This window comes from Pelosinus sp. sgz500959, from assembly GCF_042610375.1.
Taxonomy (GTDB): Bacteria; Bacillota; Negativicutes; order DSM-13327; family DSM-13327; genus CTSoil-075.
Window position 1 is genome coordinate 283,649 of sequence record NZ_JBGJZL010000003.1, and the last position, 11,972, is coordinate 295,620.

Genomic DNA, 11,972 nt, shown 5'->3' on the forward strand with positions numbered 1-11,972 from the left:
TATGATGAAAAAGAAAATGATCATGTTGATAGGAGTGCTACTTTGTTCATTATTATTGACTGCATGCGGGCAAACAACAACAGCGCCGGCAACTACAGCAGCTAAACCAGATGATTATGTAGTGAAAATCGGTTATAGTGGAAGTTTATGCGAAGCGCCTATACACGTGGCTGCTGCCAAGGGATTTTTTGAACAAGAAGGTTTGAAAGTTGATCTCATTAAATTAGCACCAGGAACGGCTTTTGAAGCCGTTACAGCAGGAAAAACAGATGCAGGATTTGGCTTATTGGCAAGCCTAATTCAGCCCCTATCCAATGGTTTACCGATTAAAATTACGACAGGTTTGCATACTGGTTGTGACAAAGTACTAGTTCCTAATGATTCTGCGATAAAAACACTAAAAGATCTAAAAGGTAAACGTGTCGGTGTTCCTAGTATGAGTAGTAGTCCAATTATTTTCGCTAAACGTGCTCTTGCTGATGCAGGTGTAGGAGTGAGTGAAAAAAACATGGAAGTAGAATTTATTGTATTTAGTGCAAGTGATCTGCCGATTGCACTAAAAAATGGAGCAGTCGATGCTTTAGCCATGAATGACCCGACGGCAGCCGTTGCCCAAAAAGAGTTTAATTTGCACACTTTAGTTGATTCAGCAGTGACTGAACCTTATAATAAACAATACTGCTGCTCAGCCTATGTGAGTGATAATTTAGCAAGCAGTAACCCTGAAGCAGCTGCCAAATTTACCCGTGCTGTACAAAAAGCAAGTGCTTGGATACAAAAAAATCAAGATGAAACAGCAAAACTTCAAGTTGATAACAAATGGGTAGCAGGAGACGCTGCATTTAACGCCGCAGTACTAAAAACTTACAACTATATTCCTTCTGTTAAAGGTGCTTATGATGCTTTTGGTGTGACAGCCAAGCAATTACAAGACGTAGGTATGTTAGATAAGAGTATAGATGTTGAAGCATTGCAGAAAAAGAGTTTCATATTTTTGAAGGGTGTAGAAGATACTGTTAAGTAGCCTGTAAGTTCTCCACAGAAAAAACAAAAAATATTGACGATATTTTTAACTAATGGTATACTCTAATCAATTACAGCTGATCAGAGAACTGAAGGCTAAGAATTCCGAGGGGATTCTTAGCCTTTTTTTATTTTTACAATTTTTAGTATTACATATTAAGGAAGGAATGGAATATATGGAATTTTTAGTAGCTAAAGTTGAAAAACAATCAAGTGTAGAATCAGTTCCCTGGTATTATCATAATGCGCTGCAAGCTGGATTAAAGCCTTACTGGGCTATCGGCGGTTTTATTTTATCGTGGATTGCTTTTTTTGGAATCATACATTTTGTACCAGTCACAAAAGAATTTAGTTTTTCCGCTAAAGCTGTTTTGGCAATTACAAGTTGGGTTATGATTATTTGGATATCAGATGCTTTGCCCAAAAGCATTTCTGGACTTATGATACCAGTTTTGCTAGTGGTAAGTGGTGCCTTACCAAAAACAGAAGAAGCTTTCAGTGGTTTTACTAGTAATGAAGCTTTTTTGTGTCTGGGTGCTTTTATCCTCGCTGGTGTGATGCAAGTGACAGGGGTAGATAAAAGAATTGCAATTTCTATTCTGGTAAGAGTCAAACCGAAAGTCCCTAACCTACTAGCTGGTTTGTTTACCGCTCATGTGGTCAGTGCACTGCTTGTTCCTGCTACGGTGGCACGCGCGGGGATGTATTTGCCTATTGTAAAAGGTATCAATCGGTTAATGGGCGATACTCCAGAAGAAAAACGCTCACGTAAAGCGTTGGCTATGGCTGGGATTGGATTCGGTGCAATCTTTGCCGCTCCCCTTTTCTTAACAGGGCATATGCCAAATGTGATTATGATGAGTCTTTTAAATAACAAATCCAATGCAGGGATTACCTGGGGCAGCTGGTTATGGCTTCATTGGCCCATGCTTGGGATGTTTCCTCTTATGTGGTGGTGGATTATAAAACATTTTGATTTGAAAAATGTCAATGTTTCCAGTAGTTCTAAAAATATCCAAGAACAACATAAAAAACTCGGTCCAATCAATAAAGTCGAGATTACAGTCATTAGCTGTTTTCTAATTGCGGTTGCATTATGGGCTACTGGTAGCTATCACAAAATTCCTACGGGTATAGTAACCCTGATTGCCGTTTCTTTGGTTTTTATTCCTGGGCTATTGCCTTTGTCCTGGAAAAATGTTCAACATAATACGATTTGGGGTACTTGGTTGTTGTTGGCCGGAGCATTATGTTTAGTTACGGCATTCGGAAAAACTGGGTTGGATAAATTCATGGCGGAAAGAATGGTAGAGATTGTACCTGCATGGGGATGGTTAGGGATAGTGGTATTTGTTGCTATCTTAGTACAAATTCTCCGGTTAGGGATTATCAGTAATGTGGGAGCTGTTACGTTGATGGCACCGATTATATACGCTATGGCACCGTTACTTAAACTAAATTCCGTCGCATTTACTTTAGCTATACTGAATGTGGATACGTATGCTATGATTATACCTATGGAAGTTACCGCCTGCTTAGTGGCATATGCTTCAGAAGAATTTACATTTACCGAATTTATGAAAACAGGAGCACCATTAACCTTATTAGCGATTATTTATATTGCATTAATAATGGTTCCTTGGTGGGCATTTTGTGGTTTTCCCCTTTGGCAGGCGTGGTAATTATATATCATTATAAAGTGAGGAGGTCATAGTATGGGTGTGCAAATACCAAATACTTTACACGATATCGGAGAAGTTTATATAGAAACAGATCTTTTGATTATTGGTGGCGGGAATGCAGGATGTTTTGCTGCAATTGAAGCAAAACAAACAAACTCGAACCTAAAAGTGACTATTATGGAAAAAGCTCATATTGATCGTAGTGGATGTTTGGCTGGTGGAATGGATGCCATTAATACCTATCTAAAAAAGGGACGAACAATAGAGGAATTTGTCCGGTGGAGTCGCTCTCAAGCGGGAGGAATCATTAGGGAAGATTTGAGTATAACGATGGCTGAATTACTCAATAAGCCTATTGAAGACTGGGAAAAATGGGGTATGCCGATTAAATATGATGAAGATGGCGACGAGTATAAAGCTCGTGGCAAATGGGATATAACCATATCTGGATCTGAAATGAAACCAATTTTGGCTGAAAAGACAAGAGAAAGTGGTTGTGAAATTATCAATCGGGTAGTTGCTACTAATTACATTGTCCAGGAAGGAAAAGTTGTTGGTGCTTACGGATTAGGAATCAGAGATGGAAAATTTTATATCATTAAAGCTAAGGCTACAATTATTGCGACTGGCGGAGCCGCTGGACTATATAAACCTTATCAGGGGGATGGTCAAGATAGCCATCATCAGTTGTGGTATTGTCCTTATAATGTAGGGTCTGGCTATGCTATGGGTATTCGCCAAGGAGCAGAAATGACTACTTTTGAGATGCGATGGTGTGCAACTCGAACTAAAGATTTTAACGGACCTATCGATACCATTTCATTGGGGTATAAAACGCCCATGATTAATGGCAAAGGAGAAAAAATTCTCGAAGAACGTTATGCTCATCTTGGTGGTGACGCTGCTCCACGTTTTATTCGTGCTAATGTCCCAATGGAAGAGTGGCGAGAAGGGAGAGGGCCTTGTTTTGTTGATACCACAGTTATGACACCTGAGCAAGTGAGAGAAATGAAGTATGACTATCTCAATGAGCGCCCAACTTTCGTCCTATTTCTTGCTAGTCAGGCACAGGACATCAGAAAAGAACCGATTGAAATATATGGCTCTGATCCTTATATTGTTGGTGGTCATACTGCTAGTGGCTATTGGATTGATGTCAAAAGAGCCACAACTTTGCCAGGACTTTATGCTTGTGGCGATGTGGCTGGCGGAGCACCCAATAAATTTGTCGGTGGTTGTGCTGCGGAAGGTATTATTGCTGCTAGAGCTGCTGCTGAATTTTGCAGTCAGCATGCTGAAGAATCTAGCATTTCGAAAGAAAAAATCGCAGCAGAAAAAGCTAGGGTTTTCGCACCAGCCCTGCGATTTCAAGATGTTGGCGATGGCGTAAAACCTGGAGAAATGGAAGAACGGTTACAACGACTAATGGATGAATATGCTGGTGGTGTGCATCAATTCTTTCGGATGAATAAAGAGGGATTGCAATATGCCCTTCGTCATATCGCACGTCTAAAAGATCAAACTAAATATTTAATTAGCAGTGACTTACATCAGTTAATGGCAGCCCACGAAATTATTGATCGATTGGATGTTGCCGACGTACTCGTTCATCACCTTCTGTTTAGAGAAGAAACGCGTTGGCCGGGTTGGCAGACACGCACAGATTTTCCAGAAAAAAATGATGAGGCATTTGATTGTTTTGTTAATTCTCGCTATCATGCAGACACAGGAAAAGTGGAGATTTTTACTAAACCCTATGAACAAATTATACCTGGAGATAGGCTAAAGCCATAAAAATTTAAGCAGAGGTGAAAAAAATGCCCCCTATCATAAAAACGCCAAAGTGCACTGGGTGTGGAGCCTGTGAGAATATTTGCCCTGGTGACTTAATGGTAGTAGAAGAGGGAAAAGCCCTTTGTCGATCACGACGTGATTGTTGGGACTGTATGTCTTGTGTAAAAGTATGTCCAGCGCAAGCTTTAGAGATACGTATTCCGTATCAGCTTGGTTATTATCCGGCTAAACTTGTTCCCGAAATGCAGGGGAAAGAGATTATCTGGACTGTAACTGATTTGGATGGAAAAGAAGAGAAATTTACGGTAAAAGTTCGTAATTAGGGAAGAATACATTGAAACATACAATAATATGTAAGAACATTTGAATTAGAGTTAAGTAACTGACTGGTTAATCATTAAGAACAAAAACTCATTCATGGATTACTGGTTATGGAAGTGAAACGATTGTTCACATTCAAGGTGGACAGTGATATTGAGATTTAAGATTGCATAAAATACATACAAGTGAAAACCAAGTAAGAGACAGATTTTTTTCATGGAAAAAATCTGTCTCTTTGACATAATCGGAGTCTTTATAATCATGCTAAATTTGGTACAATTACCCGTTTTGTAACGTGAAGACTTCATCGGCCCGAGCTCCTAAGCTGGAGAAAATTTCTATATCCCCCAAACACTATTTTATGTAAAATTTATACATAATTATGAATGTATAATATCATCGTAAGGATATCCAGTTATATAGGGTTAAGCATCCATAAAACCATATTCCATCATAATTTCTTCTAGTCTATCTTGTGTCATTGGCTTAGGAATGACAAATAATTTATTCGTATCGATGGCTTTAGCTAGTGCACGATACTCATCAGCTTGACCTGATTCAGGATCAAAATCCACCACTGTTTTTTTGTTGATTTCTGCACGTTGCACTAAATTGTCGCGAGGTACAAAGTAGAGTAATTGGGAACCAATTTCCTCTGCAAATGCTTTTAAAAGTTCATATTCTTTATCGACTTTACGGCTATTACAAATAATACCGCCTAACCTTACTTTACCGTTAGCAGCATATTTTTGAATACCTTTTGCAATATTATTGGCAGCATAAAGGGCCATTAATTCACCAGAGGCGACAATGTAAATTTCTTCTGCTTTACCTTCACGAATTGGCATGGCAAAGCCACCACAAACAACATCACCCAGTACATCATAAAAAACATAATCAAGATCTGGGGTATAAGCACCTAAAGATTCTAGCATATTAATTGAAGTAATGATACCACGACCTGCACAACCTACACCAGGTTCTGGGCCACCAGATTCAACGCATAAAGTACCAAGATAACCAGGCTTTAGAATATCATCTAAATCAATGTCATCTCCTTCATCCCGTAAGGTATCCAGTACTGTTTTTTGGCACAATCCATGTAGGAGTAAGCGAGTTGAATCGGCTTTAGGATCGCATCCAACAACCATGATTTTTTTACCGGCTTCAGCGAGTGCACCGACTGTATTTTGTGTAGTGGTTGATTTACCAATACCACCTTTGCCGTATATTGCAATTTGTCTCATAATTAAAATCTCCTCCTTGTAAATTTAAATGTTTTTCAATCATTGTGATGGAGTGATTGAAGCCATGGAAAAACAAAAAAAGGCCTATGCAGATATAGATATCTACATGGCCTTCAGTTTAACGACTGACCAGCACTAACAAATAAATTGTTGATCATGATTAAATTATTATTTTTCCTAGACAAAACAATATCATTATCTATAAATCGTGTCAAGTAGGAAAAAGTAAAAAATAAGAATTGACACTCTTTGATTTTAATGATAGTATCTACCTATAAAATTACATATAGCCACCGAGTATTCCTTAAATGTGAATACAGGGGGAACTGGTCAGCTGATAAACTGAAGGTTAAAGAATAAAAATTCTTTGACCTTTTTTTGTTTGCCCAAGAATGTTAGACTTTGCTACATTGTGAAAAATTCATTAAAAATAAAGAAGGGGTTGAATCGTATGTCAATTAATCTTAATACACCAGAAGCGCAAATCAGAGAAAATCGCTTATCATCCATCACTGGATATAAAGGTTCTATAAAAGATCTGGCAACGCAAGCTGGTGGATGCTCTCTAAAAAGTGGAGAACGAGGTTTTACTCAGACAACTGCTTGCAGCTTAGGTTGCGCGCAAGGTCAATTAGTATTGGTTAAAGATGCTGCGGTCGTTGGTCATAGTGCCATTGGTTGTGGATCAGATACGATACAAGCTAATATTAACAATCGTAGAGGACAGTTTTCTAGAGAATGGGAACACACTAATATTAACTATATTAATACCAATATGACAGAAGAAGCGACAGTTTTTGGTGGTGCTGCCAAACTTCGTGAGGGGATCAGAGAAGCGTATCGTCGTTTTAATCCTAAAGCTATATTTGTGACAACATCCTGCGTATCTGGGATTATTGGAGAAGATGTGACTGGAATATTGGAAGGATTAGCAGAAGAAATACCTGTTCCATTAGTTCCTGTTCACTGCGAAGGTTTTCGGTCCAAATTGTGGGCATCAGGATTTGACGCTGCTTTTCACGCGATTTTAACTTATATTGTTAAACCCGCAGAGAAAAAGGATCCTAATCTAGTCAATATTATTAATTTTTCAGGCATTGGTAGAAAAGAGGTTATCCGATTGCTGGGTCGTTTAGGCTTAGTTCCCCAGTTTCTCGTTCAGTTCACTACTGTGGCGCAACTAGAAAAAATATCTGAAGCGGCGGCAACGCTCAGTTTCTGCGGAACTTTGGGAAGTTATCTAGCTAGCGGTCTAGAGGAACATTTTGGTGTTCCATATATAAAATCCTTGCAACCACACGGAATTGCTGGGGTAAACAGCTGGCTAAGAGAATTAGGTAAAGTACTGGGGAGAGAAGAAGATGTCGAAAAACTTATCGCGGAAGAAACGGCTGCAGTCGCTCCAGAGCTTGCTGAATTACGGGAAAAGCTTCAAGGTAAGCGAGTCGTCATCGGTATGGGACCTAGTTTTGCACAAAATTACGCTAGAGTTTTGCAAGAACTCGCCGTTGAAGTGGCATGGACAGCAAGCTGGCACTTTGACCAACGTCACGATTACGGTGAAGTTCCAGCTGCAGTTTTAGATTTAGCTGAGAAGAAAAAGGATATTCCTGCTTGCGTCAGTGAGCTTCAAGTCCATGAAATAAACAATTTATTGACAAAATTAAAACCTGATCTTTTTGTTTGCCGACATCCAGGTATGGCAATTTGGTCTGCTAAATTAGGAATACCTACTATTTTTATTAATGATGAATATCAATCCTTTGGTTATAATGGTCTGATTAGTTTTGGCAATCGTGTTGCTGATACCCTAGCCAATCCGACTTTTGTGAACTATCTTGCGAGTAAAATTAAATTACCGTATACAAACTGGTGGTTAGAACAAGATGCGTTTAAATTTTTGGGTGAAGCACCTCAGAAAAAACAAAAATTGACTAAGGCGGTGGTGTAGTGGCTAAAGTGGCAAAGGCTCCGAAAACGGTTAAAGTAATTGAGCAAGTTAGATATTCTTGTGCTCTCGCGGCTCTACATTCTGTTTTAGCTATTGATCGAGCAGTACCTATTCTTCACGCTGGACCTGGTTGTGGTCAGCGGTTATCCACTGCAATGAGTATCACGAATGGATACCAAGGTACTGGTTATGCAGGTGGTCATGCCATGCCATGCACCAATAGTACAGAAACAGAAGTTGTATTTGGTGGAGAAAAAAAATTAAAAGAGTTAATTACTCATAGTCTAGAGGTTATAGATGCTGATCTCTATGTAGTTTTGACTGGGTGTACAGCTGATATTGTTGGTGATGACTCTGCAGAAGTGGCCAGAAAGTTTCAGCAACAAGGCAAACCTGTAGTTTGTGCACAAACAGGAGGCTTTAGCGGTAATAATTTTGTTGGGCATGAATTAATATTAGGTGCCATCATCGATCAATACTTACAGCCAGCAGAAGAAATAGAATCTGGTTTGGTCAATATTTTTTCCGTAGTCCCTTACTACGATGCTTTCTGGACTGGTAATCTTCAGGAAATCGGAAGTTTACTAGCGGCAATCGGTTTAAAAGCTAATATTATTTTTGGACCTGGTGGTGGAGTCGATGCATTGAAAAAAGTACCTAAAGCCCAGTTTAACCTACTAGTATCACCCTGGGTTGGTTTGACTAATGTTAAACAATTGGAAGAAAAATTTGGGACTCCTTATTTACATTATCCAGTTCTACCAATTGGTCCTACTGAGACAAGTAAATTTCTCAGAACGGTTGGAGAATATGCAGGATTGCCAGCCGAGCAGGTGGAAAATTCCATTAAAGAGTTAGAAAAACCTTATGATTATTATATTGAGAGATCGGCAGATTACTTATTGCAAGCACGGGTTGGACTCCCTAGCCGCTTTATCACAGTTTCGGATAGCTTTTATGCTTTAGGGATTTCAAAATTCTTAGTCAATGATCTTGGCTTCTTGCCAGGGACTCAGTTTATCATTGATAATCTACCTACAAGGCATCAGGCAAATATAGAAGAAGAGTTTAAGAAGCTAAGTCCAACGATTTCAGCTCCAGTTGTATATACCAATGATAGTGGAATCATACGAGATACTCTCCGCGAAACTAAGTTTCGTGGTAAGCCTTTAATTCTAGGCAGTGCTTGGGATCAAATGATAGCAAAAGAACTGGGGGGGTATCACTTAAGTATCTCCTACCCTGTTGCTGATCGATTTGTATTAAATAGTACTTATATCGGTTATAATGGAGCCCTGCGTTTGGCAGAAGATATTTTTTCTATACTAGTGAGTTCAAACTACTAATTAAAACTGTCGGAGGAATCTTATGATTAGATAAAAACCAGATAGGGATACATGTTGACAGTCCGTTGGTGTAAGTGTATAATTTAAAAAAATTGAAAAAGTAGTTACTTTGCTGGCTGGTCGAGAACTAGAGGCTATATTCCATTACTTGATGGAGCATAGTCTCTTTATTTTTTTACCTACAATATGGTTACTTTTTAGATGTAGTTGGTTATCGGTTAGAAAAGGTAAAGGAAGGCGGAATCATGATTACAATTCAGGATCTAACTAAAGATTATATTACGCCGCATGCTAAGATCCGTGCCCTAAATAATATTAATTTGGAAGTTGAAAAAGGAGATATTTTTGGTATTATCGGTTTTAGTGGAGCTGGTAAATCAACCTTAATTCGATGCCTAAATCGTCTTGAAGAACCTGACTCTGGTAAGATCATCATTGCAGGACAAGATATTACAGCCATGAATAAGCAACATTTAAAGTTGGCTAGAAGAAAAATAGGTATGATTTTTCAGCAGTTTAATTTACTTGATGCAAAAAATGTTTTTGAAAATGTTGCTTTTCCATTGAAGGTTTCCGGATATCCTAAAAATCAAATAAAACATCGGGTGGAAGAAATTCTTGATTTAGTTGGTTTGGCAGATAAAGCAAAATCTTACCCTCTGCAACTCAGCGGAGGACAAAAACAAAGGGTTGGTATTGCAAGAGCACTTTCTAACAAACCAGATGTACTGCTTAGTGATGAAGCGACGTCTGCTCTTGATCCCCAAACAACCTATTCCATCCTGGAACTTCTAAAGGATATTAATGCAAAGTTAGGCTTAACAATTGTTCTGATTACTCATGAACTAGATGTGCTAAAACATATTTGCAATAATATGGCTGTAATTGAGCAAGGAAAAATTGTAGAAAAAGGATCAGTTGAAAAATTCTTTTCAAATCCTGAGAGTGATACGGCAAAACGATTTATTAGTATTCTGCAAGGCTTTCAAGCAAAACGTATTTATACGGAAGGTGGTGGAATTTGAACGACGATGTATTAGAGTTGCTGCTTACTGGCCTTGGTGAAACAGTTTACATGGTAACCCTCTCTACATTGATTGCTTTCGCGATTGGATTACCACTAGGCATTATATTGGTAGCTACAGAAAAAGGCAATGTATTGGAAGCACCTAAAATTAATAAAGTTTTGGGGACGTTTATCAATGTCGTACGTTCTTTTCCTACGATTATTCTCATTGTTGTCTTACTGCCTTTAGCCCGCTTTATTGTAGGAACGACCTTGGGGGCCACGGCGGCAGTTGTACCTTTATCCATTGGAGCTGCACCATTCATTGCAAGGATTATTGAAAACTGCCTTAAAGAAGTGAACTTTGGTAAGATTGAAGCAGCAACGGCTATTGGTGCCAACCCCTTAACGATTATTACGAGAGTCCTGATTCCAGAAGCTTTGCCTTCTCTCATTCGAGGGTTGACGATTGCGGTGGTGGGGATTATTGGTATGACAGCCGTTGCGGGGGCGATTGGAGCAGGAGGTTTAGGTAGTCTTGCCATACGGTTTGGGTATATGAGATATCGGGATGATATTATGATTGCGACGGTCATCACCTTGATTCTTTTAGTGCAAGGTATACAATTTGGTGGAGATTACTTAGCTAACTATATCAATAGGAAAAGGTATAAGTTTGATTAAAAAGTCAATTATTTTGGAAAGGGTGATTTAGATGGTTAAAAAAGGAATTCTATTTAAAATGTCTATGGCAGTTCTCAGTAGCATCATGATCGCTAGTTTATTTACAGGCTGCTCATCTGCTAAAAAAGAAAGCGCACCACCAGCTGCGGCGAAATCAGAAGTAACAGTTAAAGTAGGAGCGGCAGTAGTACCCCATGCTGAAATTTTGAACTTTATAAAACCAAAATTGAAGGCAGAAGGAATCAATCTTGAGGTGGTTGTACTTGATGACGAGGCCCAATTAAATCCAGCATTGCAAACAAAAGCAATTGATGCAAATTATTTTCAACATGTTTCTTATTATGAATCAGTCGCCAAAGAAAAAGGTTATAATTTTGTTGTAGCTGCTAAAGTGCATGTAGAACCTATTGGTTTTTACTCGCAAAAAATAAAAAGTAAAGATGAATTAAAAGAAGGTGCTACCATTGCTATTCCTAACAATCCTTCGAATGAGTACCGATCTTTAGTGTTATTACAAGCACAGGGATTGATTAAGATAAAAGAAGGGATTGCTAACTTTGCTGCGACTCCTAGAGACATTGTAGATAATCCGAAAAAATTGAAATTTGTTGAAGTTGACTCTGCGCAGTTGACCCGAGCCTTACCTGATGTTGATGGTGCAATTATCAATACGAATTTTATTCTTGAAGCCAAAATAGATCCTAAAACTGCTATATTTAGAGAAGATGCAAATTCACCTTATGCAAATGATTTATATGTAAGAAAAGGTGAAGAAAGTCGGCCAGAACTTAAGAAGATCGGAGAAGTTTTAACGTCTCCAGATGTGAAAAAATTCATCCAAGATAAGTATGGAGTAGCTGTAGTTCCTGCGTTCTAAGAGTGTATAGAGTCTTTTGATTGACCGGTAAAACGGAGATC

General features: G+C 38.7%; 10 protein-coding genes. 9 read left to right on the plus strand and 1 reads right to left on the minus strand.

Going from position 1 to position 11,972, the window contains the following annotated elements; translation table 11 throughout:
• Position 1 precedes the first annotated feature (1 nt).
• The 4 genes from ACAN52_RS06215 to ACAN52_RS06230 all read left to right on the plus strand — a co-directional run bounded on the left by ACAN52_RS06215 (position 2) and on the right by ACAN52_RS06230 (position 4,822).
• Complete coding sequence (locus ACAN52_RS06215) at positions 2-1,024, plus strand: ABC transporter substrate-binding protein (RefSeq protein WP_378953605.1); 1,023 nt, start codon at positions 2-4, stop codon at positions 1,022-1,024.
• Positions 1,025-1,199: 175 nt separating this feature from the next.
• Positions 1,200-2,705 carry an SLC13 family permease gene (locus ACAN52_RS06220; RefSeq protein WP_378953607.1) on the plus strand — a complete coding sequence of 502 codons (1,506 nt, stop codon included), beginning with the start codon at positions 1,200-1,202 and terminating at the stop codon, positions 2,703-2,705.
• 33 nt (positions 2,706-2,738) lie between these two features.
• Positions 2,739-4,499 carry an adenylyl-sulfate reductase subunit alpha gene (locus ACAN52_RS06225; protein ID WP_378953609.1) on the plus strand — a complete coding sequence of 587 codons (1,761 nt, stop codon included), beginning with the start codon at positions 2,739-2,741 and terminating at the stop codon, positions 4,497-4,499.
• Between the two features lie 23 nt (positions 4,500-4,522).
• On the plus strand, positions 4,523-4,822 hold the full coding sequence (locus ACAN52_RS06230) for a 4Fe-4S binding protein (RefSeq protein WP_378953611.1): 300 nt from the start codon (positions 4,523-4,525) through the stop codon (positions 4,820-4,822).
• 423 nt (positions 4,823-5,245) lie between these two features.
• Here ACAN52_RS06230 and nifH read toward each other — a convergent pair whose 3' ends face one another.
• On the minus strand, positions 5,246-6,067 hold the full coding sequence (nifH, locus tag ACAN52_RS06235) for a nitrogenase iron protein (protein WP_378953613.1): 822 nt from the start codon (positions 6,065-6,067) through the stop codon (positions 5,246-5,248).
• Positions 6,068-6,518: 451 nt separating this feature from the next.
• Here nifH and ACAN52_RS06240 point away from each other — a divergent pair, with 451 nt between their 5' ends.
• From ACAN52_RS06240 to ACAN52_RS06260, 5 genes are all read left to right on the plus strand, one after another.
• On the plus strand, positions 6,519-8,018 hold the full coding sequence (locus tag ACAN52_RS06240; protein WP_378953615.1) for a nitrogenase component 1: 1,500 nt from the start codon (positions 6,519-6,521) through the stop codon (positions 8,016-8,018).
• Between the two features lie 8 nt (positions 8,019-8,026).
• A complete protein-coding gene (locus ACAN52_RS06245) occupies positions 8,027-9,364 on the plus strand; it encodes a nitrogenase component 1 (protein WP_378953852.1) in 1,338 nt (445 codons plus the stop codon).
• Between the two features lie 245 nt (positions 9,365-9,609).
• The gene (locus ACAN52_RS06250; protein WP_378953617.1) at positions 9,610-10,389 is read left to right on the plus strand and encodes a methionine ABC transporter ATP-binding protein; all 780 of its coding nucleotides are present in this window, start codon (positions 9,610-9,612) and stop codon (positions 10,387-10,389) included.
• Complete coding sequence (locus ACAN52_RS06255) at positions 10,386-11,054, plus strand: methionine ABC transporter permease (RefSeq protein WP_378953619.1); 669 nt, start codon at positions 10,386-10,388, stop codon at positions 11,052-11,054. The genes ACAN52_RS06250 and ACAN52_RS06255 overlap by 4 nt, the downstream gene beginning before the upstream one ends.
• Positions 11,055-11,085: 31 nt before the next feature.
• A complete protein-coding gene (locus tag ACAN52_RS06260) occupies positions 11,086-11,931 on the plus strand; it encodes a MetQ/NlpA family ABC transporter substrate-binding protein (RefSeq protein WP_378953621.1) in 846 nt (281 codons plus the stop codon).
• Positions 11,932-11,972 lie beyond the last annotated feature (41 nt).